Annotated in this window: 19 protein-coding genes; 14 read left to right on the plus strand and 5 right to left on the minus strand. The window is 68.2% G+C overall.

Annotated features, from left to right (window positions below):
* The first annotated feature begins 237 nt into the window (after positions 1–237).
* Genes ACS5RC_RS12990 through ACS5RC_RS13000 form a run of 3 tightly spaced genes read left to right on the plus strand, consistent with a single transcriptional unit; the run spans position 238 to position 7,045 of the window.
* Positions 238–3,621 carry a transglutaminase family protein gene (locus tag ACS5RC_RS12990; protein ID WP_478344276.1) on the plus strand — a complete coding sequence of 1,128 codons (3,384 nt, stop codon included), beginning with the start codon at positions 238–240 and terminating at the stop codon, positions 3,619–3,621.
* Entirely contained in the window at positions 3,618–6,140 is a 2,523-nt protein-coding gene (locus tag ACS5RC_RS12995) for a circularly permuted type 2 ATP-grasp protein (protein WP_478344277.1), read from the plus strand. Before ACS5RC_RS12990 ends, ACS5RC_RS12995 begins: the two co-directional genes overlap by 4 nt.
* Entirely contained in the window at positions 6,137–7,045 is a 909-nt protein-coding gene (locus ACS5RC_RS13000) for a transglutaminase family protein (RefSeq protein ID WP_478344278.1), read from the plus strand. Before ACS5RC_RS12995 ends, ACS5RC_RS13000 begins: the two co-directional genes overlap by 4 nt.
* Positions 7,046–7,164: 119 nt before the next feature.
* On the opposite strand, the gene mntR is transcribed toward ACS5RC_RS13000, so the two are convergent.
* The gene (mntR, locus tag ACS5RC_RS13005) at positions 7,165–7,626 is read right to left on the minus strand and encodes a manganese-binding transcriptional regulator MntR (RefSeq protein WP_478344279.1); all 462 of its coding nucleotides are present in this window, start codon (positions 7,624–7,626) and stop codon (positions 7,165–7,167) included.
* A 131-nt stretch (positions 7,627–7,757) separates the two neighbouring features.
* Here mntR and ACS5RC_RS13010 point away from each other — a divergent pair, with 131 nt between their 5' ends.
* A complete protein-coding gene (locus ACS5RC_RS13010) occupies positions 7,758–9,125 on the plus strand; it encodes an Nramp family divalent metal transporter (RefSeq protein WP_478344280.1) in 1,368 nt (455 codons plus the stop codon).
* A gap of 24 nt (positions 9,126–9,149) precedes the next feature.
* Here ACS5RC_RS13010 and ACS5RC_RS13015 read toward each other — a convergent pair whose 3' ends face one another.
* From ACS5RC_RS13015 to ACS5RC_RS13025, 3 genes are all read right to left on the minus strand, one after another.
* Positions 9,150–10,835 (minus strand): thiamine pyrophosphate-binding protein, encoded by a 1,686-nt coding sequence (locus ACS5RC_RS13015; protein ID WP_478344281.1) that lies wholly within the window; start codon positions 10,833–10,835, stop codon positions 9,150–9,152.
* Positions 10,836–11,177: 342 nt separating this feature from the next.
* The gene (locus ACS5RC_RS13020; protein ID WP_478344282.1) at positions 11,178–12,878 is read right to left on the minus strand and encodes an AIPR family protein; all 1,701 of its coding nucleotides are present in this window, start codon (positions 12,876–12,878) and stop codon (positions 11,178–11,180) included.
* Positions 12,879–13,222: 344 nt separating this feature from the next.
* Positions 13,223–14,107 carry a LysR family transcriptional regulator gene (locus tag ACS5RC_RS13025; protein WP_478344283.1) on the minus strand — a complete coding sequence of 295 codons (885 nt, stop codon included), beginning with the start codon at positions 14,105–14,107 and terminating at the stop codon, positions 13,223–13,225.
* 490 nt (positions 14,108–14,597) lie between these two features.
* Between ACS5RC_RS13025 and ACS5RC_RS13030 the strand changes: the two genes are divergently transcribed.
* The 10 genes from ACS5RC_RS13030 (at position 14,598) to ACS5RC_RS13075 (ending at position 24,324) form a co-directional block, all read left to right on the plus strand.
* Positions 14,598–15,899, plus strand: a complete 1,302-nt coding sequence (locus ACS5RC_RS13030) for an SLC13 family permease (RefSeq protein ID WP_478344284.1) — start codon at positions 14,598–14,600, stop codon at positions 15,897–15,899.
* A 129-nt stretch (positions 15,900–16,028) separates the two neighbouring features.
* A complete protein-coding gene (sdhC, locus tag ACS5RC_RS13035) occupies positions 16,029–16,430 on the plus strand; it encodes a succinate dehydrogenase, cytochrome b556 subunit (protein WP_478344285.1) in 402 nt (133 codons plus the stop codon).
* A 13-nt stretch (positions 16,431–16,443) separates the two neighbouring features.
* Entirely contained in the window at positions 16,444–16,857 is a 414-nt protein-coding gene (gene sdhD / locus ACS5RC_RS13040) for a succinate dehydrogenase, hydrophobic membrane anchor protein (protein WP_478344286.1), read from the plus strand.
* 24 nt (positions 16,858–16,881) lie between these two features.
* Positions 16,882–18,699, plus strand: coding sequence for a succinate dehydrogenase flavoprotein subunit (gene sdhA / locus ACS5RC_RS13045; RefSeq protein ID WP_478344287.1), 1,818 nt, complete (start codon positions 16,882–16,884; stop codon positions 18,697–18,699).
* 152 nt (positions 18,700–18,851) lie between these two features.
* Entirely contained in the window at positions 18,852–19,676 is an 825-nt protein-coding gene (locus ACS5RC_RS13050; protein WP_478344288.1) for a succinate dehydrogenase iron-sulfur subunit, read from the plus strand.
* A gap of 198 nt (positions 19,677–19,874) precedes the next feature.
* Positions 19,875–20,462, plus strand: coding sequence for an AprI/Inh family metalloprotease inhibitor (locus tag ACS5RC_RS13055; protein ID WP_478344289.1), 588 nt, complete (start codon positions 19,875–19,877; stop codon positions 20,460–20,462).
* Positions 20,463–20,468: 6 nt separating this feature from the next.
* On the plus strand, positions 20,469–20,960 hold the full coding sequence (locus ACS5RC_RS13060; RefSeq protein ID WP_478344290.1) for a peptide deformylase: 492 nt from the start codon (positions 20,469–20,471) through the stop codon (positions 20,958–20,960).
* A gap of 141 nt (positions 20,961–21,101) precedes the next feature.
* Entirely contained in the window at positions 21,102–21,788 is a 687-nt protein-coding gene (locus tag ACS5RC_RS13065) for a metal ABC transporter permease (protein ID WP_478344291.1), read from the plus strand.
* A gap of 68 nt (positions 21,789–21,856) precedes the next feature.
* Complete coding sequence (locus ACS5RC_RS13070) at positions 21,857–23,167, plus strand: XRE family transcriptional regulator (protein ID WP_478344292.1); 1,311 nt, start codon at positions 21,857–21,859, stop codon at positions 23,165–23,167.
* An 8-nt stretch (positions 23,168–23,175) separates the two neighbouring features.
* Complete coding sequence (locus ACS5RC_RS13075) at positions 23,176–24,324, plus strand: beta family protein (protein ID WP_478344293.1); 1,149 nt, start codon at positions 23,176–23,178, stop codon at positions 24,322–24,324.
* Positions 24,325–24,335: 11 nt separating this feature from the next.
* On the opposite strand, the gene ACS5RC_RS13080 is transcribed toward ACS5RC_RS13075, so the two are convergent.
* Positions 24,336–24,653, minus strand: coding sequence for a hypothetical protein (locus tag ACS5RC_RS13080; RefSeq protein WP_478344294.1), 318 nt, complete (start codon positions 24,651–24,653; stop codon positions 24,336–24,338).
* Between the last annotated feature and the right edge of the window lie 6 nt (positions 24,654–24,659).

The following is a 24,659-nucleotide window of genomic DNA, read 5'->3' on the forward strand; positions in this document are numbered from 1 at the left end:
CCCGAAAAGGCAAGCGCGTCCGGGGCCTGCCCTTCAAGCGACAAAGGAGCTTGACGGCCAAAGTTCCCGTCCGGCCCGCGGCGCGGAGCGGGGATCGAGCGGGGAGCGGGCGGGCCGCCGGCCCGGGCGCCGCATGGAAATTGCTTCGGGCCTGCCCTGTGCTGCATAGGACACCGCGAGGCTTTTCGCGCCGAGCCGCCGCGGCGTTCGCGTCCGACCTTCAAGACGAGAGAGACCGTGTCGATCAAAGCTGCCCTGCACCACGTCACCCATTACCGCTACGACCGGCCGATCAGCCTCGGGCCGCAGGTGATCCGGCTGCGCCCGGCGCCGCACGCGCGCACCAAGATCCCGTCCTACGCCCTGAAGGTGACGCCGCAGAACCACTTCCTGAACTGGCAGCAGGATCCGAACGGCAACTGGCTCGCCCGCCTGGTCTTCCCGGAGAAGACCGACGAGCTGAAGATCGAGATCGACATGACCGCCGACATGTCGGTGATCAATCCGTTCGACTTCTTCGTCGAGGACTACGCCCAGGAACTGCCCTTCGCCTACGAGCCGGACCTCGAGACCGAATTGACGCCCTACCGCGTCCTCGACGCGGCGATGGGCCCGGAGATCGACGCCTTCCTGGCGAACCTGCCGGAGAAGACCGCGGGCGAGACCAACACCGTCCGCTTCCTGGTGGCGCTCAACGGCGTCGTGGCCCGCGAGGTCGCCTACGGCGTACGCATGGAGCCCGGCGTGCAGAGCGCGGCGGAGACCCTGACGCTCAAGAGCGGCTCCTGCCGCGATTCGGCGTGGCTGATGGTGCAGGTGCTGCGCCGCCTCGGCCTCGCCGCCCGCTTCGTCTCGGGCTACCTGATCCAGCTCGTGCCCGACACCACCGCCGTCGACGGTCCGGAGGGGACGAAGACCGACTTCACCGACCTGCATGCCTGGGCCGAGGTCTACCTGCCGGGCGCGGGCTGGGTCGGCCTCGACGCCACCTCGGGCCTGCTCTGCGGCGAGGGCCACATCCCGCTGGCCGCGACCCCCCATTACCGCACCGCCGCCCCGATCTCGGGCCTCTCCGAGCCCGCCCAGACCGAGTTCGGCTTCGAGATGGGCGTGACCCGCGTCGCCGAGACCCCGCGTATCACCAAGCCGTTCTCGGACGCGGTGTGGTCGGACATGGACGCGCTCGGCGACCGGATCGACGCCGACCTCGCCGCGCAGGACGTGCGCCTGACCATGGGCGGCGAGCCGACCTTCGTGTCGATCGACGATTTCGAGGGGCCGGAGTGGAACATCGCGGCGGTCGGCCCGACCAAGCGCGGCCTCGCCGACAAGCTGATCCGCCGCCTGCGCGCGCGCTTCGGGCCGGGCGGCTTCCTGCATTACGGCCAGGGCAAATGGTACCCGGGCGAGAGCCTGCCGCGCTGGGCCTTCGGCTTGTACTGGCGCCGCGACGGAAAGCCGGTCTGGAACGATCCCGCGCTGATCGCCGCGGAGGATGCCGGCGGGGCGACCATCGTCCAGGCCCGCACCCTGCTCGAGACCCTGTCCGAGCGGCTCGGCCTGCGCGACTACGTGCTCCCGGCCTTCGAGGATCCGCGGTTCTGGGAGGAGAAGCGGGAGGAGCTGCCCGTCAACGTCACGCCCGCGAAGGCGCAGAGCGGCTCGGTGGAGTTCGACGCCCGGATCGCGCGGGTGTTCGAGCGCGGCCTGGGCGAGGCCACCGCCTACGTCCTGCCGCTCGCGAGCCTGCCCACCGGCAGGGACGGCGATTCCGACCGGGTCTGGATCTCGGAGGCCTGGGAATTCCGCCGCGGCCACGCCTTCCTGGTGCCGGGCGATTCCCCGGCGGGCTACCGCCTGCCGCTCTCCTCGCTCCCCTTCGTCCCGCCGGAGAGCTACCCCTATTACCAGCCGCAGGACCCGCTGGAGGCGCGCGGGGCCCTGGCCGACGCGCCGGGCACGGGTGCGGGCGGCGACACGAGCGCCGGCAAGACGGGTGCGGGCAAGACGGCTGCCGCCAAGGCGAGCGCCGGCACGGAGACGCCCAAGGCCGCGCCGACGGGCCGGACCGGAGCCGGGAGCGCCGGCGGCATCGCGGGGGTCGCGGTCCGCACCGCGCTCGCGGTCGAGCCGCGCGACGGCGTGGTGCGGGTGTTCATGCCGCCGCTGCAGCGGATCGACGAGTATTTCGAGCTCGTCGGCCATCTCGAGGCCGCCGCCGCGGCCTGCGGGGTGGCGATCCACATCGAGGGCTACGAGCCGCCCTACGACCCGCGCGTCAGCCTGATCAAGGTCACCCCGGATCCCGGCGTGATCGAGGTGAACGTCCATCCGGCCACCACGTGGCGCGAGGCCGTCGCCATCACCGCCGGCCTCTACGACGAGGCGCGCCAGACCCGGCTCGGCGCCGAGAAGTTCATGACCGACGGACGCCACACCGGCACGGGCGGCGGCAACCACGTGGTGGTCGGCGGCGCCACGCCCGATGATTCGCCGTTCCTGCGCCGGCCCGACCTGCTGAAGAGCCTCGTGCTCTACTGGCAGCGCCACCCGGCGCTCTCCTACCTGTTCTCGGGCCTCTATATCGGCCCGACGAGCCAGGCGCCGCGCATGGACGAGGCCCGGCACGACGGGCTCTACGAGCTGGAGATCGCGCTGGCCCAAGTGCCGTCGCCCGACACGCCGAACATCCCGCGCTGGCTCGTCGACCGGCTGTTCCGCAACATCCTGGTGGACGTCACCGGCAACACCCACCGGGCCGAGATCTGCATCGACAAGCTCTACTCCCCGGACGGCCCCACCGGCCGGCTCGGCCTCGTGGAGTTCCGCGCCTTCGAGATGCCGCCGGATCCGCGCATGAGCCTCGCCCAGCAGCTCCTGCTGCGCGCGATCATCGCGTGGCTCTGGCGCGAGCCGCAGGCGGGCGGCTGTGTCCGCTGGGGCACGGGCCTGCACGATCGCTTCATGCTCCCGCATTTCCTCTGGGCCGACTTCCTCGGCGTGCTGGAAGACCTGGGCCGCGCCGGGTACGGTTTCGACCGGACGGCCTTCGAGGCGCAGAGCCTGTTCCGCTTCCCCGTCTTCGGGCAGGTGGAGCACGGCGGCGTGCATCTCGAACTGCGCCAGGCACTCGAGCCCTGGCACGTGATGGGTGAGGAAGGGACGAGCGGGGGAACCGTGCGCTTCGTCGACAGCTCCGTCGAGCGCCTGCAGGTGAAGGTCGCGGGCTTCGTGCCCGGGCGGCACGTCATCGCCTGCAACGGCCGCCGCCTCCCAATGACCTCGACCGGCACCGCCGGCGAGGCGGTGGCGGGCCTGCGCTTCAAGGCGTGGCAGCCGGCCTCGTCGCTGCACCCGACGATCCCCGCGCATTCGCCGCTCACCTTCGACATCCTGGATGCCTGGAGCGGGCGGTCGCTCGGCGGCTGCCGCTACCACGTCGCCCATCCGGGCGGCCGGAACTACGAGACCCACCCGGTCAACGCCTACGAGGCGGAGGGGCGCCGCACCGCCCGCTTCCAGGCGCACGGGCACACGCCCGGCCCGGTGGCGATGCCCCGCGAGGAGGTCAATCCCGAGTTCCCGCTGACCCTGGATCTGCGGACGCCGGCCCCGCAATGATTCCGCTCGGGGGCCGCGACGAGGAGGCGGGCGATGCCGAGCGGCTCGCCCGCTGGACCGGCGGGTACCGGCCCCTGGCCGGGCGGCCCGACGAGTACCTCGACCCGACCGGCTTCCCGCGCGGTGCCTGGCCGCGCCTGCTGGCGCGGCTGGGCCGCCTGAGCGAGCCCGAGATGATGGCCCGCTTCGTCTCGGCGGAGCGGCACATCCGGGACGCCGGCATCTCCTTCCGGATCTACGGCGACCAGCGCGAGCACGCCTGGCCGCTGGGCTCGCTCCCCCTGGTGATCGAGGCCGCCGAGTGGCGCGACCTCAGCGCGGGGATCGCGCAGCGCGCCGACCTGATGGAGGCGATCCTCGCCGACGTCTACGGACCGGGCGACCTCGTGGCGCTGGGCCTGCTGCCGGCCGCCGTGGTGGCGGGCTCGCCCGAGTTCCTGCGCCCGCTGCACGGCGTCACCCCGCCGGGCGGGCGCTACCTCAAGCTCTACGCCGCCGATATCGGCCGGGGCCCGGACGGGCGCTGGCGGGTGCTGGCCGACCGCACGCAGGCGCCCTCCGGCCTCGGCTGGGCCCTGGAGAACCGCATGGTTCTCGCCCGCACCTTCCCGGACTTCTTCGAGGAGCTGCAGGTCGAGCGGTTCCCGCCCTTCTTCCAGGCGTTCCGCGAAGGGCTGGCCGCCGGCGCCGAGCGGGCGGATCCGCGCATCTGCCTGCTGACCTCGGGTCCCTACAGCAGCACCTATGTCGAGCAGGCGGCGCTGGCGCGCTACCTCGGCCTGCTGCTGGTGGAGGGCGACGACCTCGTGATGCAGGACGGACGCCTGCACGTGCGCACGGTCTCCGGCCTGAAGCGCGCCGACGCGCTCTGGCGCCGGATCGACGCCGACTACCTCGATCCGCTGGAGCTGAACCCGGCCTCGCGGCTGGGCGTGCCGGGCATCCTCGAGGCACTGCGCAACGCCAGCCTGGTGATGGCCAACATGCCGGGCTCGGGCGTCGTCGAATCCGGGGCGATCGGCGCCTACCTCCCGGCCATCGCCGAGCGCCTGCTCGGCGAGCCGCTGACGCTGGCCGGCCCGCCGACATGGTGGTGCGGCGACCCGGGCATGCTCGCCTACGTGCGCGATCATCTCGACGGCCTGACCCTGCGCCCGGCCGCCACGCCCCAGCGCGGGGCCGGGCGCGACGCGATCCTCGGGCCGCAGGCGCTCGCCGCCGAGCGCGCCCGCACCCTCGCGGCACTCAACGACCGGCCCTTCGACTACGTCGCCCAGGACCTCAGCCCGCTCTCGACCATGCCGGGCTGGGAGCGCACGGGCGCGGGCCTGCGCCTCGTGCCGCGGCCCTTCGTGCTGCGCGTCTTCGCCGCCCGCACGGCGACCGGCTGGCAGGTGATGCCCGGCGGCTTCTGCCGTGTCTCCGAGCGCGAGAACGTCGACCCGACCGAGATGCGGCTCGGCATCCGCGCGGCCGACGTCTGGATCCTGTCGGAGACGCCCGTCGACGGCACCAACCTCGTGCAGCAGAAGGTGCCGCGGGTGCGCCGGATCGCCGGGCACCTGCCCTCGCGCGCCGCCGACGGGCTCTTCTGGTTCGGCCGCTACACCGAGCGGGCCGAGGCGGTGATCCGGCTCGTGCTCGCGCATCTGCGCAGCGTCGGCGACGCCGTCGTCACCGACATCGCGGGGGGCGCCCACGCGCCCACCGCCAAGCGCATCCGCGCGCTCCTGCACGAATGGGGCGCGGCGAGCGCCGCCGATCTGCCGACCGCGGCCCTGGCCCAGGAGGCGCTGGCCGGCCGCGACATCCGCGGCTCGGCCCGCCAGCACATCGACTCGGCGCGCCGCAACGCCGCGACCCTGCGCAACCGGCTCTCCGGCGAGGCGTGGCGGGTGCTGGCCGACCTCGCCGACCTCCTGGCCCTCGACGGGGGCCGCACCTTCACCGAGTCGCAGCTCCTCGGTCGGGCCGAGCGGGCGCTGAGCCATCTCGCCGCCCTCTCGGGCCTCAGCCAGGAGAACATGAGCCGCGCGGCGGGCTGGCACTTCGTCGATCTCGGGCGCCGGATGGAGCGGGCGATCAACACCTGCGACTTCGCGCTGGCCTTCGCCCACGACGAGGCGAGCGCCGAGAGCCTCGGGGTGATGCTGGCCCTGTGCGACTCCCAGGTGAGCTACGGCGGGCGCTACATGCAGGGGGTCGCCCTCGACCCCGTGCGCGACATGGTGCTGCTCGATCCCTACAACCCGCGCTCGATCGCCTTCCAGGCCGAAGCGATCAGCCGGCACCTCGCCGACCTGCCGCCGCTCGCCGTCGACGGCATCCCGGAGCCCCATCGCCGCCTCGCCTCGCGCATCCTGGCGGAGTTCCGCAGCGGCGAGGCCGCCGATTTCGACGCGGTCGGCATGGCCCGGATGGAGAGCGAGCTCGAGCGGCTCGCCGATTCGATCGCCGGGCGCTACTTTCCCAACGGCCCGCAGGCGATGCGCCCGGACAAGCTGACGGGGCTCGGGTGATCTACACGCTGCGCCACCGCACCACCTACCGCTACGGCAAGGCCGTGCGCTTCGCCCGCTGCTCGCTGCGCCTCAAGCCGGAGCAGGGCCAGGGGCAGCGCGTGCTCTCGAGCGCCGTGACCGTGGATCCGAGCCCGTCCTCGGCGGTGATCCGGCGCGATTATTTCGGGATCGAGGCGGTCGGGATCACCCTCGACACCCCCCATACCGAGTTCTCCGTCGAGGCTCTCTCGCGGGTCGAGGTCGCCCGGGACCCGCCGCCCGGGCGCGCGGACGGGATGGCCTGGGACAGGGCGCGGGACGCCGTGCTGGCGAGCCGGGACCTCGGACTGCGGGCGCCGATCCACTTCCTGTTCCCGAGCGGGCGCGTGCCGCTAATCCCGGAGGTCACCGACTACGCCCGGCCGAGCTTCGCCCCCGGGCGCAGCGCCTACGGCGTGGCCTTCGACCTGATGCGCCGGATCCGGCACGACTTCCGCTTCGACGCCAAGGCGACCACCGTGCACACGCCGCTCGCCGAAGCCTTCGCCCTGCGGGCGGGCGTCTGCCAGGACTTCGCCCACGTGATGATCGCGGGCCTGCGCGGCATGGGCCTGCCGGCGGCCTATGTCAGCGGCTACCTGCGCACCACGCCGCCGCCCGGCCGCCCGCGCCTGCGCGGCGCCGACGCGAGCCACGCCTGGGTCGCGGTCTGGTGCGGCGACGCCTGGTACGACCTCGACCCGACGAACGACGTCGCCGTGCAGGACGATCACATCGTGGTGGCGCGCGGGCGCGACTACGGCGACGTCGCCCCCATCGACGGCATCGTCAGCAGCTCGGGCCGGCAGAAGCTGAAGGTCGAGGTCGACGTGATCCCGGACGGCGAGGCGGCCGAGCCCGAGCTGCTCGCGCTGGCGGAGTAGTCCCCGGACCGGATCATACCCGATCCGGTCGATCCCTTCGGGATGGCGGATCGGGGCATCGCTCGGGCGCCGCGCGGGCCTGCCGATCCGGCATCCGCTTCGATCGAGCGGATGCCGTGTCAGACTTCCGGCCGCGCCTCGGCGAAGCGCCGGAACGCCTCCAGGGTCTCGCCGCTGACATGGTGCTCGATGCCCTCCGCGTCGCGGCGGGCGATCTCCGGGCTGACGCCGAGCGCGCAGAGGAAGCGCTCGACGATGCGGTGGCGCTCGCGCGCCTGATCGGCGAGCGTGCGCCCGGCCTCCGTGAGGAACACCCCGCGATAGGGCCGCTGCTGCACGAGGCCGTCCTCGGACAGGCGCTTCAGCATCTTGGCCACCGTCGGCTGGGCCACTCCGAGCCGGGCCGCGATGTCGACCTGCCGCGCCTCGCCACCGTCGCCGATGAGGTCGGCGATCAGTTCCACGTAATCCTCGGCCAGCTCGGAGCGGCGCGCCTCGCGGGCCTGCCGGAAGCTCTCCACGTGGACCTCGGGGTCGACGAGCTGGTCCGGCACGGGTGCGGTCGATCGGCGAGCCTGCATCGGTCGGGACACCTCGGGACGGGAACTGGACCGGGACCTTCTAGCGCAGGTCAGGCCGGACCGGGAGCCCCCGAGCGGGCGGTTTAGCTGTTCCCAATGGTTATAGCATAAGCTATATCTCGCACCGCACGATGGAGCGGCGCGCGCCGCCGCGAGCGGGGTCCGCCTTGAACGTCCACCACGATCCGAGCTGGCGCTTCGCCGCCTCCGAGCCGAGCCTCGGCGCCCTCAACGGCAGCGTCGCCGTGGCCCAGGGCGGGTCCTGGCTGCGCCGGCTCCTGGGCTTCGTCGGCCCCGGCTACATGGTGGCGGTCGGCTACATGGACCCGGGCAACTGGGCGACCGACATCGCGGGCGGGGCGCAGTTCGGCTACGCGCTGCTCTGCGTGATCCTGCTCTCGAACCTGATGGCGATCGTGCTGCAGGCGCTGGCCGCCCGGCTCGGCATCGCCACGGGCCGCGACCTCGCCCAGGCCTGCCGCGACCATTATCCGAAGCCCGTCGGCATCGGCCTCTGGCTCGCCTGCGAGGCGGCGATCCTCGCCTGCGACCTCGCCGAGGTGATCGGCACGGCGATCGCCCTGAAGCTGCTGTTCGGCATCCCCCTGGTCTGGGGCGCGGTGCTCACGGCGCTCGACGTGCTGGTGGTCCTGCTGCTGCTGCGGCGCGGCTTCCGCGCGCTCGAGGCCTTCGTGATCGGGCTGCTCAGCGTGATCTTCGTCTGCTTCGCCGCGCAGATCGCGCTGGCCGCCCCGCCGGTGAAGGCGGTGCTCGCCGGCTTCCTGCCGTCGCCGGAGGTCGTCGCCAACCCGGCCGCCCTCTACATCGCCATCGGCATCATCGGCGCCACCGTGATGCCCCACAACCTCTACCTGCACTCGTCCATCGTGCAGACCCGTGCCTACCCGCGCGACCTCGCCGGGCGGCGCGAGGCGCTGCGCTTCGCGGTGACCGACTCGACCATCGCCCTGATGCTGGCGCTCTTCGTCAACGCCGCGATCCTGATCCTGGCGGCCTCGGTCTTCCACGCCGCCGGCCGCACCGACGTGCAGGAGATCGAGCAGGCCTACGAGCTGCTCGCGCCGCTCCTCGGCGCGGGCATCGCCTCGACGCTGTTCGCGGTGGCGCTGCTGGCCTCGGGCCTCAACTCGACGGTGACGGCGACGCTCGCCGGGCAGATCGTGATGGAGGGCTTCCTGCGCCTGCGCATCCCGAACTGGGCGCGGCGCCTGATCACCCGCGGGATCGCGATCGTCCCGGTGGTGATCGTGGCCGCGCTCTACGGCGATGCCGGCACCGCCCGGCTCCTCGTGCTGAGCCAGGTGGTGCTCTCGATGCAGCTCCCCTTCGCGGTGATCCCCCTCGTCAGCTTCGTCTGCGACCGCGGCAAGATGGGCGCCCTGGTGGCGCCGGGCTGGCTCAAGGTCGCGGCCTGGGCCATCGCGGGGATCATCGTGGCGCTGAACCTGAAGCTGCTGAGCGACACGCTGACGGGGTAGGGCCATCCGGCCGGACCGGCGCCCTCAGGTCGCCTGGACGATCACCTCGACGAGGTTCGGCCTGCCCGAGCGGATCCCGTCCTCGATCGCCGGGGCGATGTCGGCGGCCCGCGCGACGCGGCGGGCGGGCACGCCCATCGAGGCGGCGAGCGCCGGGAAGTCGATGCGCGGGTCGGTGAGGTCCATGGCGATGAAGCGGTTCGCCCGCACCGAGGCGTAGTGCGACTGCGATTTCATGAAGCGCTTGAGGATGTTGTACTCGGCGTTGTTGATCACCACGAAGGTGATCGGCAGGTCCTCGTGCGCGGCCGTCCAGAGCGCCTGGGGCGAGTACATCGCCGCCCCGTCGCCGACGACGCAGACCACCGGCGCGCGGTCGAGCCCGAGGGAGAACCCGATCGCGGCGGGCATGCCCCAGCCGAGCACGCCGCCGCGCATCGCCGCGTATTGGTGGGTGTTCGGGCTGTCGAGGAAGGTGCGCAGGTGCGTCAGCGTCGCCGGGGCCTCGTCCACGATGGCGGTCTCGGCGCCGACCGCGCGGGCGACTTCACGGGCGGCGACGAGCGGCGCGATCACCGGATCGGAGAAGGCGGCCTCGGCCGCCGCCGCGAGCTTGGCGCGCCGGGCGCCGCGGGCCTCGGCGGCCGCGGCCCGCAACCGCGCGTAGTCGGCCGCGCGCGGGGCGAGGCGCGGCGCGAGCAGCGGCAGCAGCGCGTCGAGGGAGGCGCGGATGTCGCCCACCATCGAGAGCGTGGTGGTGTAGGTGCGGCCGAGGTCGCGCACGTCGGCCGAGAGCTGGAACACCTGGGTGCCGGCCGGGACCGCCGAGCCCTCGGTGTACAGGATGGTGATCAGCGACTTGCCGCCGAGCGCGAAGACCGCGTCGTAGCCGCCGAGGATCTCCGCGATGGCGGTGGCGCTGGTCGGCAGGTTGCCGGCCCAGAGCGGATGGGCGGTGGGAAACGGGATGTGGGCCGGCCAGGACGAGCCGTAGACCGGCGCGCCCAGCGCGTCGGCCAGGGCCACGGCCTGGGCGGAGGCGTCGCTCGCGTCGATCTCGTCGCCCGCGATCAGGGCGAGCCGCCCCGGCGCCACCGCGGCGAGGTATTCGGCCAGCCGGTCGAGGGAGCCCGCCACGGCGCAGCGGTCGATGGTCGAGACATCGCCCGCGGGCGCCTCGGTCATCGCCTCCATCACGTCCATCGGCAGGGACAGAAAGACCGGGCCCGAGGGCGCGGCGCTGCAATCGTGGAAGGCGCGGCGCAGCAGGATCGCGAGGTGGTCGGCGTTCGTCACCTCGCGGGCCCATTTCACGGCCGGGCTCGCGATCGCCACGAGGTCGCCGGAGAGCAGCGGGTCGGTGATGGCGTGCCGCGAATCCTGCTGGCCGGCCGTGACCACCAGCGGCGTGCCCGAGACGTGGGAGTTGATGAGGTTGCCGAAGCCGTGCCCGAGCCCGCCCGCCGTGTGGAGGTTGAGGAAGGCCGGGCGCCGCGCGGCCTGGGCGTAGCCATCCGCCATCGCCACCGCGCTCGCCTCCTGGAGCGCCAGCACGTAGGCGATGTCCGGCGTCTCGGTCAGCGCGTCGATGAGGGGCAGCTCGGTGGTGCCGGGATTGCCGAAGATGTATCGCACCCCCTCCGAGCGCAGCACCTCGAGGAGCAGGTCCGCGCCCCGGCGCCGGCCGGGCTGGTCCACCGTGGCGATCATCTCAAGCTCCCGTCGTCGCGACCCGTCGCTGCCTTTGTCGGACGCGGCGCGAAAACCGGCAATGGCAGCGGAGGCCGGATCTCCGATTGTCCCGAGGTAGGGGATGGGGGCACAACCCGATCCGCTTCTCTCGCGAGGGTTCTGCTCACGACCCAAAGCGGGCACTGAGAAGGTCCGCTTCCGAGAGTGCGCTTCGACGTTCAAAGTTAAGGCGGTCACGACGAGTTGCGCTATTAGCCAATTGACCGGTTCCAGGTCTTTCTAAAAACGAATTCAACACTCGTCGGAATTTCTCAAGATTAAGGCCTTGATTTCGTTCGCACAGCCAACCGCGGTGGAGCTTCAGCTCGGCTGCTCCGAGCCTTCGAGAGCGAGAGTGAGCTGCTGCCCCCTCGAAAAACGAGCCAAGAGCTGCTTGGTCATCGCGCTGCGGAAAACCCGGTAGGCCGCTTGCCCCTTATTCTGTGTCATGAACTCGTCGATTTGCGCCTTAACAGAAGCATAGTGCTTCTCAACTTCGGCATAGTCATAAAGGCGCGTCCCCTGCTGCTCACAGGTTAAACTCAGCATGTACAAGATGTGGAACACACCCTCTATTATCCATGCCTCATCGTAAGTTCGCTTTATTCTTGAGTTTAGGGCAGACAGAGCGCGCCTGCGGTCGTCATCTACCATTCTATAGATACGCCACATGGCAACAATGTTCTCGGCAGAGAGAATGGCCTCATCAAATATCCAGCCATAGTATTCGCCGAATATACGGTTAGATGAAGTTTTGGCACGGTCGGGCTCGCGGAGCACATAGGCTAGGATAATTTGTCCCAGCTTGACTGCATCGATCCGAGTCTCCGCAGGTTGCGCTATATGCTGATCGTTCTTGCGCTCATAAAAGTAGCCGTGCCCTAAAAGAGCATTCTCGATCCGTATCTGTATCGAATCGTTGGAACGGATATCTCGGCTCCTGATAGGCGTCTGGCTATTAGTAGCCTCCGCCACTCTATTAGTGAAGGCTCGATCCGCGGTTTCAATGACCCGCAAGAGGAGCTTGACGTCATAGATCCTAGATAGATCTGATCGTGCCGCCTCGAAGAGCGCATGCGATGTTTGCCCCCCGTTGACGATCTGAGGATTGACCATCCTAACTTTCGGGCTGGCCGACCTCGGCTGGTACTCCATACGATCACACACAATCGTAATACCATTATTGAGATACCAGAATTGTGTATTCTTATCGCTAAGTGCGGTTGTCAAAATTTTTCGATTTATTTCGTTCTCTTCGCCGAGATAGAGACGGATATTGTCCTCGAAGAGAGTATCATCCACCTCCTGCGGAAAATTGGGATCGGTGATCAATCGTACGATTTCGTCACCCCGTACAGTTCCTATTAAACCCTTCGCAAACCCGTCTGTGCGACCAAAATACTGATCCTCAACCAAGCCCAGATTATACTCCCGATCGACGGTCGCGCCTTTTGAGAGGTGCCGCGAAAACCATATTAGATCGTGCTGAGTAATTACTGCGTGCTGGTAGGGGCGAAGAGCCTCTTCAAATCGTGATGCGTGAGACTGAATTAGTCCTGTCGCATTGTTGCAAAGATGAATGTGAAGCGAATACACCGCTTCTTCGAGCGCATCCCATATATCTTGTACTTTGTTCCAGAGGAGAGGATTGCACGTCTTCTCGAGCGAGACGTCCTTGCGGAGGCAGCACTCAAGGAAGCTTTGAATCTTATCGATTTCGTTCGACGGAAACGAGCTACCAACCTTTTCAAAATTAGCCACGTGTTTGAACTGGAATAGGTGGATCACCCGCCGCTCCGGCCGGCCATCGATGAACACGGCATCAACGCCTCGGTCATCGCCACCATCAGTTATAGTGGTCCTGATCTCATCATCGTCGATCTTCAGAATTTTAGAGAGGGCAAAGTACTGGAAGGCACTTGCCTCGCTATTGAGGTTTAGCGAGCGCTGGAAAGCCTGAATTCCCGTGCGCACCTGGCTCCAATCGAGCAGCGTTGGGTTTATATGCGGAGCGATAGCCATGTCGCAGCTTAGCCTCTCTAGCTCGATCTGCAATCGTCAGCTTTGTCGTCCGTTGGTCGCGCTTGCGACATTCTCCTCGCGCGATCGCCCTTAGGCACGCTGCAGCGGCGGTTATCGGCCCAAACTCGGTCGTTCACCTCAGCCCGCGAGTCGCCTGTACGTACGCCTGCTCTCCGCATCACTCGCGGAACGAGCTAAACAGGTGAAATGCGCGCGCGTCCGAATGTCCGTTTCCTGCCAGCGAGCGGAGTTCCGCTTCTGGCGCTAAGCAGCCCTTCGCACGGTCAAGCGGATTGGGTTATCACCCTACCGCTGCCGAGCCTTCGTGCGGGAAAAAGCCCCGGTCACGCCCGCAGGTGCGCCACGAAATCCTGCGCGAAGGCGGGGAGGGCGGCGAGGTCGCGCAGGCAGAGCGTGAGGTCGCGGCTCGCCCAGGCGTCGGTCAGCGGCAGCACCGCGATGTCGAGGCCCCGCGCCGCGCGCCGCGCCGTGCTCTCGGGCACGATGCCGAGCCCGACCCGGGCGTCGGCGAGGCGGCAGACCGCATCGAACCCGCGCAGCTGCACCCGCAGCCGCATCACCCGCCCGATCCGCGCGGCGCGCTCGGCCAGGAACCGGGTGATGGCGCTCGCCCGGTCGAGGCCGACGAGATCGTGCTCCAGCACCTCGGCGAAGCCCAGCGCCGGCCGCCCGGCGAGTGGGTGGCCGCTCGCGGCCACCACCACGAAGCGGTCCTGCCGGAACGGGAAGGTCTGGAGCGCGGCCGTGTCGACATTGCCCGACAGGATGCCGAGATCGGCCGCCCCCTCCGCCACCAGCCCGACGATCTCGTCCGAGGTGTGCTCGTCGATGTCGACGCTCACGCCCGGATTGGCGGCGAGGTAGGCCGAGAGCGCCTCGGGCAGGAACTCGGTCAGCGCGTTGGTGTTGGCCACCACCCGGATCTGGCCGACCGTGCCGCCCGAGAAGGCGGAGAGCTCCGTCTGCATCCGCTCCACCCCGGCGAGCAGCGTGCGGGCATGCGCCAGGAGGGCGCGGCCCGCGGGCGTCGGCGTCACGCCTTGCCGGTTGCGGATCAGCAGGGCCGCGCCGAGGGATTCCTCCATCGCGCGGATCCGGGTCGAGGCGGCGGCGAGCGCGAGGTGCGCCCGCGCCGCCCCGTGGGTGATCGAGCCGGCCTCGACCGCGTGCCGGAACAGGGACAGGTCGACGAGATCGAAGCGCATCATCGGACGGTTTCCGGCCTTCTCTTCAAGCGTCCGTGAACCGCGAAGCCTCGGGGGACGAACCATGACATTCGGATATCGTCCCTGGGTCCAGCTCCCGATCTCCCTCCCGCCTCCGCGGGCTCCGATATTGAGACCTCTCGGACGGCACCCGCGGTCTTTCCCTCCCCTTCCGCGGGGGAGGGTGGCCCGCGAAGCGGGCCGGGAGAGGGGAACCCGGCCTCAGGGCCGTGCTCGGCGTCGACCCTGCCCCCTGTCCTGAAGCCGGGTTCCCCTCTCCCGCCTCACTGCGTTCGGCACCCTCTCCCGCAGAGGGGAGAGGGAGATGGGAAGCGGCGGAACCGATGATGTGAATCCGGCTGTCCGCGGGGGAGGGAAGGGCGAGGCGGCAGCCCTTCCTTCGCCGTTCGCGAAGGCACCGTCAAGGACTCCCGAATTGCGAACCGTTCCAATCCGGCCGATGGAGGGCGCCCTGCAATCCTGACGAGGCATCATGACCGGAGAGGCGGCCATCTGGGCGACCGGCGCCCTCCTCGTGCTGTGCATGGGGCTGTGGGCGACGGCGCTGATCCCCGAGATCGTGACCGTGCTGCTCTTCTTCGCCCTCGCGATGCTGCTGAGGCTCGGGTCGGCCGCGACGGTGTTCTCGGGCTTCGCGGCCTCGGCCTTCTGGCTCGTGCTCTCCGGCATGGTGGTGGGGCAGGCGATGACCCGCACCGGGCTCGGCGCGCGGCTGGCGCGGGAGCTCGCCGGCCGGCTCGACGGATCCTACCCGCGCTTCATCGCCGGGCTCGTGGGCTTCAGCTTCGCGCTGGCTTTCGTGATGCCCTCCAATCTCGGCCGCATCGCCCTGATGATCCCGGTGACGCTGGCGCTCTGCGACCGCTTCGGGCTCGCGGCCGGCCGGCCGGGACGGGCGGGGGCGGTGATGGCGGTGGGGGTCGCGACCCCGATGCTGTCGGCGGCGATCCTGCCGGCCAACGTGCCCAACCTCGTGATGGCGGGCGCGGCCGAGCGCGTCATGGGCCTGCATCTCGCCTACCTGCCCTATCTCTGGCTGCACCTGCCGGTGATGGCGCTCGTGAAGGGCGTGATCCTCACGGTCCTGGTGGTGCGGCTGTTTCCCGACCGGCTGGAGCCGCACGGCGCCGTCGCCGCCGCGCTCGCTCCGCCCTCCGGCGCGGAGCGTCGGCTCGCCGCGATCCTCGCCGCGACGCTGGCGCTCTGGGTCACCGACGGTCTGCACGGCATCCCGCCCGCCTGGATCGGCCTCGCGGCGGCGGTGCTCTGCCTGATGCCGCGGGTGGGCGTGATCCCGGCGGAGGCCTTCGAGAAGGTCTCGCTGCGCACCTGCTTCTACATCGCGGCGCTGCTCGGCCTCGTGGCGCTGGTCAACGAGACCGGGCTCGGCGCCCGGCTCGGGCACGCGCTGCTCGCGGTGGCGCCCCTCGACGCGGCGGCGCCCGGCCAGGATTACGCGGTGCTCACCGGCATCGCCACGCTGCTGACGCTCCTCGTCACGGCTAACGGCGCGCCCGCCCTCTACACCGCCCTCGGCCCCGAGATGGCGGGCGCCAGCGGCCTCGACCCGATGATGGTGCTGATGATCCAAGTCGTGGGCTACAGCACCGTGTTCTTCCCCTATCAGGCGCCCCCGATCGTGTTCGCGCGCGAACTCGGCGGGGTGCCGCTCGGGCAGGCGACGCGGCTGACCGTGGCGTTCGGCCTCGCCTCCCTGCTTGTTGCGGCGCCGTTGAACTACGTGTGGTGGAAGCTGATCGGCGCCCTGCCATGACGAATCGTATTCAGAATCAGGCGCGTGACAGATCGGCCGATCGCTCATGCCGCATTGCGGCTTGGCCCTCGGCGGCCTAGCCCTACCAGTTTAGAGACGCTTCAGTTCGCAACTGCGAGGCCCGACACGATGGCACCGACCGCCCGCCCCACGGTGGCACAACCCCTCTCGCCCCATCTCCAGATCTACCGCTGGACCTGGACCATGGCGATGTCGGTGTTCCACCGCATCACCGGCACCGCCCTCTACGGCGGCTCCGCGCTGGTGGCGATCTGGCTCGTCGCGCTGGCCTCGGGCCCGGCCGGCTACGGCTGGGTGGCGTGGTTCTTCGGCTCGTGGATCGGCCGGATCGTGCTGTTCGCCTATACCTGGATCCTGATGCACCACATGCTCGGGGGCCTGCGCCACTTCGTGTGGGATTTCGGCGTCGGCCTCGACCGCACCACCCGGCTCGGCCTCTCGCGCGGCACCCTGATCGGCTCGGTGATCCTCACCGTGGCGATCTGGGCGCTCGCCCTCGTCCTGCGCTGAACGGAGGCGCCCCGTGGCCGACAACCGCCAGAACACCGACCTCTCGATCCGCACCCCGCGCGCCCGGGTGCGCGGCCTCGGCGCCTCCGGGCACGGGGCCGAGCATTGGTGGGTCCAGCGCCTGACCGCCGCCGCCAACGCGCCGCTGATGCTCGGCTTCGTCGTCATCGTGGCGATGATGGCGGGCCGGCCCTACCCGGAGGCGGTGGCGCTGATGAGCCACCCGCTGGCCGCCCTGATCCTGATCCTCTCCGTGATCTCGGTGACGTTGCACATGCGCATCGGCATGCAGGTGATCATCGAGGACTACGTGCACGACAAGGCGCTGCGCATCGCGGCGCTGTTCGCCAACAACTTCTACGCGGTCGTCGTCGCCGTGGCCTGCCTCTACGCGATCCTGCGCGTGTCGCTCGCCCGCCTCGTCTGACCCAAGCCCCGAGGAGCTCAACCGATGGCCGCCACCGGCACGAACGGGTCCCAGCCCGCCTACACCATCCACGACCACAGCTTCGACGTCGTCGTCGTCGGCGCGGGCGGCGCGGGCCTGCGCGCGACGGTCGGCTGCTCCCAGGCCGGCCTGCGCACCGCCTGCATCACCAAGGTGTTCCCGACCCGCTCGCACACCGTGGCGGCGCAGGGCGGCATCTCGGCCTCGCTCGGCAACATGGGCCCGGACGACTGGCGCTGGCACATGTACGACACCGTGAAGGGCTCGGACTGGCTCGGCGACCAGGACGCCATCGAGTATCTCGTGCGCAACGCCCCGGCGGCCGTGTACGAGCTCGAGCACTGGGGCGTGCCGTTCTCGCGCACCGAGGAGGGCAAGATCTACCAGCGGCCCTTCGGCGGCATGACCACCGATTACGGCAAGGGCACCGCCCAGCGCACCTGCGCGGCGGCCGACCGCACCGGCCACGCCATGCTGCACACCCTCTACGGGCAGGCGGTGAAGAACCAGACCAACTTCTTCATCGAGTACTTCGCCCTCGACCTGATCATGGACGACGAGGGCCGCTGCCGCGGCGTCATCGCCATCGACCAGGCCACCGGCGAGATCCACCGCTTCCGCGCCCAGATGGTGATCCTGGCCACCGGCGGGTACGGCCGCTCCTACTTCTCGGCCACCTCGGCCCACACCTGCACGGGCGACGGCAACGCCATGGTGCTGCGCGCCGGCCTGCCGCTGCAGGACATGGAGTTCGTGCAGTTCCACCCGACCGGCATCTACGGCGCGGGCTGCCTGATCACCGAGGGCGCCCGCGGCGAGGGCGGCTACCTCACGAATTCCGAGGGCGAGCGCTTCATGGAGCGCTACGCGCCGTCCGCCAAGGACCTCGCCTCGCGCGACGTGGTCTCGCGCTCCATGACCATGGAGATCCGGGCCGGCCGCGGCGTCGGCAAGGGCGGCGACCACATCTTCCTGCACCTCGACCACCTCGACCCGAAGATCCTGCACGAGCGCCTGCCGGGCATCTCGGAGAGCGCCAAGATCTTCGCGGGCGTCGACGTCACCCGGGAGCCGATCCCGGTGCTGCCGACCGTGCACTACAACATGGGCGGCATCCCCACGAACTATCACGGCGAGGTGCTGACCCTGCGCGACGGCAACCCCGACACCGTGGTGCCGGGCCTGATGGCGATCGGCGAGGCGGCCTGCGTCTCGGTGCACGGGGCCAACCGCCTCGGCTCGAACTCGCTGATCGACCTCGTGGTGTTCGGACGCGCCGCGGGCAACCGCTGCGCCGAGATCGTCGAGCCGAACGGCCGCACCATGGACCTGCCGAAGGAGGCGACCGACAAGGCGCTCGCGCGCCTCGACCGCTTCCGCTACGCCAACGGCTCGACGCCGACGGCCGAGCTGCGCCTGGAGATGCAGAAGACCATGCAGAACAACTGCGCGGTCTTCCGAACCGGCGAGGTGCTGGAGGAGGGCAAGGGCCTGATCCACAAGGTCTGGAACGCGGCGGCCGACGTGCGGATCACCGACCGCTCCCTGATCTGGAACACCGATCTCCTGGAGACTCTGGAGTTCGACAACCTGATCGGTCAGGCCGTCGTCACCATGGAATCGGCCGCCAACCGCAAGGAATCGCGCGGGGCGCATGCGCGCGAGGACTTCCCCGACCGCGACGACAAGGAGTGGATGAAGCACACCCTGTCCTGGCTCGACGAGACCTCGCATCAGGTCACGATCGATTACCGCCCGGTCCACACCTACACGATGTCGAACGAGATCCAGTACATCGAGCCGAAGGCCCGGGTGTACTGAAGCATCGACCGCCGCGGATCGGATCCGCGGCGGGCTCTCGCGCCGGCTCGGCGTGTCCAGCCATCGCCAGATCGCGCGCCGGGTCAGGCGCGCCGGCAGGGCCGGGACGGGACCGGCGGCGTCAGCGCTCCGAAGATTGACGGGAACTCAGCATGGCCCAGTTCGCACTTCCCAAGAACTCCCAGCTCCGCGAGGGCAAGTCCTGGCCGGCGCCCGCCGGCGCCAAGGCCCTGCAGACCTTCCGGGTCTATCGCTGGAACCCCGACGACGGCGCGAATCCGCGGATCGACACCTATCAGGTCGATCGCGAGGATTGCGGGCCGATGGTGCTCGACGCGCTGCTGTGGATCAAGAACAAGGTCGATTCGACCCTGGTCTTCCGCCGCTCCTGCCGCGAGGGCATCTGCGGCTCCTGCGCCATGAACATCGAGGGCCAGAACGCGCTGGCCTGCACCATGGGCATCGACGAGTGCCGCTCGCCCGACAACGCCCTGCCGCTGCTGACGCGCAAGGACAAGGACGGGGCGATCCGGATCTACCCGCTGCCGCACATGCCGGTGCTGAAGGACCTCGTCCCGGATCTGACCAACTTCTACGCCCAGCACGCCTCGATCGAGCCCTGGCTCCAGACCGAGACGCCCGCGCCCGAGCGCGAGTGGCGCCAGACCCCGGAGGACCGCGCCCGGCTCGACGGGCTCTACGAGTGCATCCTCTGCGCCTGCTGCACCACGAGCTGCCCGAGCTACTGGTGGAACGGCGACCGCTTCCTAGGCCCCGCGGCGCTGCTCCAGGCCTATCGCTGGCTGATCGACAGCCGCGACGAGAACACCGGCGAGCGGCTCGACGCCCTGCACGACCCGTTCCGGCTCTATCGCTGCCACACGATCATGAACTGCGCCAACACCTGCCCGAAGAGCCTGAACCCGGCCAAGGCCATCGCCGAGATCAAGAAGATGATGGTCGAGCGCGCGGTCTGATCCCGCCGCGGGGCGCCTCGGTGCGGCGCCGCGGGGCGCCTCGGTGCGGCGCCCCGGCCACACCGGGGGGAAAAGCCCCGCCCGCGCACCGGCGCGCGGGCGATCCGCCCCGGCCCGCCTTGCGGCCATCGCAATTGCCGGTGAGGCAGGCGGGCGCGCCGCGAGCCTCCCGGCGGCGCGGTTCGGGGACCAGGGTCGATGCCGCGTCAGTACCTGCCGACAATTGCCGCCCTCGCGCTGGGCCTGAGCCTCGGGGCCTGCGCCTCGCAGCGCTTCGACGGGCCGCGCACCCGGGGGCCGGCGCCGCAGGCGGCCTTCGACGCGCCGGTCCCGGCCGTGCCCTCGGGCGCGGTGACGAGCGCGCCGCTGGCGCCGCCGCCGGGCGTCGCCGCCGCGCCGGATGCGGGGCCGCCGCCCGGGCCGCAGGCCGCGCTGGCGCCGCCCGCCTCCAACGTCATCTCCGAGCCGGTGATCCCGCCGCCCCCGCCGCCGCCCGTGGTGGCGAGCGGTCGCTCCGCCGTGGTCGGCACCTGGGACGCCAAGGACGCCACGGGCGCGAGCTGCAAGGTCACGCTGTCGAGCGCCCCGGCTCTCGACCTCTACAAGGCCACCGCCGCGGGCTGCCCGAACAAGGATCTGGCCAAGGTCTCGGCCTGGGATTACCGCGACGGCGAGGTCTACCTCTATCAGGCCGGCGGCACGGTCGCGGCCCGGCTGCGGCAGGGCGGCGGGGCCCTCGACGGGGCGCTCACCAAGTCCGGCGCGTCGCTGGCGCTGGTGCGCTGACGCGGGATGCCGGCCCGGCCCCTCGTCCTCTATCCGGACCCGCGCCTGCGTGCGCGGGCCGAGCCCGTGACAGCGTTCGACGCCGGCTTGGCGGCGCTGGCGCAGGACGTCGCCGACACCCTGGACGCCGCGATGGCGGCGGGCCTCACCGCCCTGCATATCGGGGTCGCGCGCCGCGTCGCGGTGCTGCGGCCCGAGCCCGGCGGGCCGGCGACGACCTATTGCAACCCCGAGATCATCGAGGCCGCGCCCGAGCGCGCCGATGCCCGCGAGGGCAGCGTCTCGATGCCGGGCGTCTCCGAGATGGTCGAGCGGGCCGCCTGGGTGCGGGTGCGCTACCAGGATCTCGACGGCACCCCGCACGAGGAGCGCGCGGACGGCTTCCGCGGCGCCTGCCTCCAGCACGAGATCGACCAGCTCGACGGCCTGTTCTGGATCGAGCGGCTGTCGCGGCTGCGCCGGGACCGGGTGCTCAAGCGCTTCGCCAAGCTGCGCTGAGCCGGGAGGCCCGGGATTCGGGGCCGATCACCCAAGCTTGAGCACAAGTCCATCGCGCGCAACCCTGTTCGGTGGTCCTCCGCGCCCCATAACCTTCCCATCCGAGCGCGGGCACGGCCCGCCGGAGAGGGAAGGGATCCCATGAAACAGTTCAGGACACTCGCCACCGCCGCCGCGCTCTTGACGCTCGCCGGCGCAGCACACGCGGCCCAGGTGGAGCGCGTGCGCGGCACGATCGAGAAGGCCGAGGGCGGCATGCTCACGATCAAGACGGACGACGGCAAGTCGGAGACCGTCGATGTCGGCGGCGCGAAGTTCGCCTGGGTGGTTCCCTCGAACCTCGACCAGATCAAGGACGGGGTCTTCATCGGCACCGCCACCAAGGGTGAGAACCCGATGACGGCTCTCGAGGTCGTGCTGTTCCCCGAGGCGATGCGCGGCACCGGCGAGGGCCATTACGGCTGGGACAGCATCACCGACCACACCGCGGGCGGCTCCAAGGTGAAGAGCGCGATGACCAACGGGACCGTGAAGGCCGAGAGCCCGAACGCACCCAAGGTGAAGAGCGCGATGACGAACGGCACGGTCAAGTCCGACACCACGGGCTCCACCGGCGGTGAGCGCACGCTCACCGTGAGCTACGGCAAGGACGGCGGTTCCAAGCAGATCGTGGTGCCGGCCTCGGCCCCGGTCGTCGCCTTCGAGCCGGCCGACAGGGCGATCCTGCAGCCCGGCTCGAAGGTCTTCGCCGTCGTTGCCAAGGACGGCGCCAAGGCCGAGGGCAAGATGATCGCGGTCGGCAAGGACGGCCTGACGCCGCCGATGTGAGGCGGAACGCTCCCTCCCGTTCGCGGACGGGAGGGGGTCATCTATCCAGAATTGACACAACGATTTTGTTGCGTTACAAGCTGGCCATGGTTGGCGTCGATGTGGTCTTGAATGAACGTGAGGCGAAAGAAGCTCGGGCGATCGCTGCAGAGTTTGACCAACTCCTATCTTCTGAAAAAACATTCGAGCCTATTATAGCAGGGCTGCCACCCCAAGTCGTCAACGCTTTCAGAAAATCCATAACTATTCAGCGCAACGAACTCGTCTCCCTCATTGCAGCCTACGATGCTGCAAGCGAAGGCGACTATCACGAGTTGCAAAGGCGAGCCGGGCGTGATCCTGGGCTGGCGCTCATCGTTGCACGGATATCTCGCGGGTTAAAACAGAAAGACTTAGCCCGGAAGCTAGGTCTTAAAGAGCAGCAGATACAACGCTATGAAGCCGAGCGGTACCGCTCGATAAGCTTGGCCAATTTTCAGCGGGTCGCCGCAGTTCTAGGATTACGCTGGCAGCTTGATCTATCCCATTGGGTATCAAGTGGGTGGAATGTGGCCGAGGATATATCAGCCACAGACGTGAAAAAGATACTCAAACACGCCAAAGAGAATCACTGGTTTGACGATGGCAAGAACATCCAGAGCGATGAGGTAAGCTTCACCTATCTACATCGCGACGTGTCAGATCATATTGTAAAATTTGGAACACCAACGTTACTTCGCACTGGTCTTACAACAGACGATCGCACCGACGATTTATTGCTTATTGCATGGAAATCTCGTGTAGCAAGATTAGCCAGCGACGTGATAAAGAAACATAAAGTTAATTATCGCATGGGCGATGCGAAGTGGCTACTGGATTTAGTTCACCTCAGCAAACTCCCTGATGGGCCGAAGCGCGCTAGAGAGCTTCTACTGAGCAAAGGCATTGTTTTAATTGTTGAGCGTCAGATACAGGGAATGAAGGTGGATGGAGCCGCCTTTCTTGTGGATGGCGTTCCTGTTATCGGCCTTACTTTGCTAAAGGACACCATAGATAATTTTTGGTTTACCCTTCTGCACGAAGTTGGCCATGCGCTTCTGCATTACCGATCCGGCCTGAGCGCAGGTTTTTTCGATGATGTCGAGGCGCCAGGCTTGGAAGAGGTCGAACGCGAGGCCAATGAATTTGCCTCCAACATGCTAATACCCGATGAGAAATGGAAAATATCACCGGCTCGTATTTCTAAATCAGCCGGACCAATTGAGAAATTCGCCCAAGACCTAGGCATCCACTCTGCTATTGTATTCGGTCGAATTCGAAAAGAAAGAAAAAACTACGCTATCTTCTCGGACATGCTCGGAATGGGCACTGTGAGAAATCAGTTGGCAGCAACAAGATGAGGTAAGTCGTGAGTCCAATCAAACCCTTTCTGTATGCTCCCGCATTACGCGCCAAAACTGGCGAAGAAAGGGGTTTGCAGCGACTATCCCCCGATGTAGCAGATGTGATTAAGCCGCACCTCATTGTGCCGCCGCCCAAAGACATTGATCCTGAGAAGCAACGGCAACTCACCCAGGAAGAAATTGTATACGGGACAGGGAAGCGAATTGCAGAGCACTGGCCGCTGCGGGACGCCTTCCTTGATACAAGATTTCTATTTAGAGAATTTGGTGAAGACGGCTCGCCCGAATGGCTTAGCCGCATCTTTAGCGTCGCTAGGTACGCGGGAGCAAACCTAATCCCAGTCCTTACACTGGGTGATGCGCTAGGTGCGCGCTTGTTAGCTTTTCAAAGTGTTCTTGCCACCGGCCCAATCAGAGCAGCGTTGCGCGTCCGATTCGATGAAGTTGATGGTGATATCACTGCACATCTTGTAGCCGCGCTGTCTGCTCTCGGACTAAGCGATCAACAGTGCGTAATCCTCGCAGACTTCTCTGAGGCTGACTTCGCTAGCCCCGATGTAGTGGGTGAAATTGCGCAGAGTGTGCTGGAAAATCTACAAGTTGCTGGTCGTTGGCCGGCGATTGTGTTTCAGGGTAGCAACTACCCGGTTAAAAACCCTGCCGATGACAATAGCTCATTCGAGGTTCCGCGTAACGAGTGGCTCGCTTGGAAGGCGGCGGTGAATTTGAATGGAAAATCACCGGACAGCTTAGTTTTCGGGGATTATGCGGCAGATTGTTCTAAAATTGAGTTCAGAAAGCAGGGGGGCGGCATCCCGATCCGTCACTATCGATACACTCTGCTAGATAGCTGGCTTGTTGTTAGAGGCGTCCCAACAGGCGAAGCCAAGGAAGCAATGCAACACGTTTGTACGCGCATCATTGGCAATATCGGTTTTGCGGGTCGTGAGTTTTCGGCAGCAGATGATTACATCTATCGCTGCGCTCAGGGCTGGGATGGGCCGGGGAACGGAACCACCTGGCGCGAGATCAACACTACTCATCACATCACCCGTGTTGTACGGGATATTGGTGGCATCAAGGGGTATAAGTTCAGCGATCGCCGGGTCAGCTCGCCCGCTCACCAATCCTCGATCTTCGACTTAATCAAGTGATGCTGTAGCTGCTAATTGCGACGATCCATGCCGCAATTTAGGTCGCCGATCGCCTTGCGCGCCAGCAGGGTGAGACGGCGACGCCGCTGATCCTCCGGCCGGTCGTGGAGCATATGGCACCGCTGACAGAGCGCAGCGAGCTTGGCGTCCGCGTTGTCGGCCGCGTCGTCGTTGCGGTGTGCGGTTGCCAACACGACGCAGGTGATCTTCACCCGGCCGACCTCCATCGCCTCGGGCGCGGACGGGGTGCACCGCTCCAAGCGGCCCCAGCCATCCCGCCATCGGGTCGCCTCGGTGTCCCACCAACGCCCGTCGCCGAGATGCTGCACCGTCCT

The organism is Methylobacterium sp. HJ2 (genome assembly GCF_056431005.1).

Coding starts and splice junctions, on each gene's coding strand:
- ACS5RC_RS13010 (WP_478344280.1), top strand. CDS start 7,758: ATGGAGCGGCGCGCGCCGCCGCGAGCGGGGTCCGCCTTGAACGTCCAC.
- ACS5RC_RS13060 (WP_478344290.1), top strand. CDS start 20,469: ATGCCGGCCCGGCCCCTCGTCCTCTATCCGGACCCGCGCCTGCGTGCG.
- ACS5RC_RS13065 (WP_478344291.1), top strand. CDS start 21,102: ATGAAACAGTTCAGGACACTCGCCACCGCCGCCGCGCTCTTGACGCTC.
- ACS5RC_RS13030 (WP_478344284.1), top strand. CDS start 14,598: ATGACCGGAGAGGCGGCCATCTGGGCGACCGGCGCCCTCCTCGTGCTG.
- ACS5RC_RS13025 (WP_478344283.1), bottom strand. CDS start 14,107: ATGATGCGCTTCGATCTCGTCGACCTGTCCCTGTTCCGGCACGCGGTC.
- mntR (WP_478344279.1), bottom strand. CDS start 7,626: ATGCAGGCTCGCCGATCGACCGCACCCGTGCCGGACCAGCTCGTCGAC.
- ACS5RC_RS12995 (WP_478344277.1), top strand. CDS start 3,618: ATGATTCCGCTCGGGGGCCGCGACGAGGAGGCGGGCGATGCCGAGCGG.
- ACS5RC_RS13015 (WP_478344281.1), bottom strand. CDS start 10,835: ATGATCGCCACGGTGGACCAGCCCGGCCGGCGCCGGGGCGCGGACCTG.
- ACS5RC_RS13050 (WP_478344288.1), top strand. CDS start 18,852: ATGGCCCAGTTCGCACTTCCCAAGAACTCCCAGCTCCGCGAGGGCAAG.
- ACS5RC_RS13055 (WP_478344289.1), top strand. CDS start 19,875: ATGCCGCGTCAGTACCTGCCGACAATTGCCGCCCTCGCGCTGGGCCTG.
- sdhC (WP_478344285.1), top strand. CDS start 16,029: ATGGCACCGACCGCCCGCCCCACGGTGGCACAACCCCTCTCGCCCCAT.
- ACS5RC_RS13020 (WP_478344282.1), bottom strand. CDS start 12,878: ATGGCTATCGCTCCGCATATAAACCCAACGCTGCTCGATTGGAGCCAG.
- sdhA (WP_478344287.1), top strand. CDS start 16,882: ATGGCCGCCACCGGCACGAACGGGTCCCAGCCCGCCTACACCATCCAC.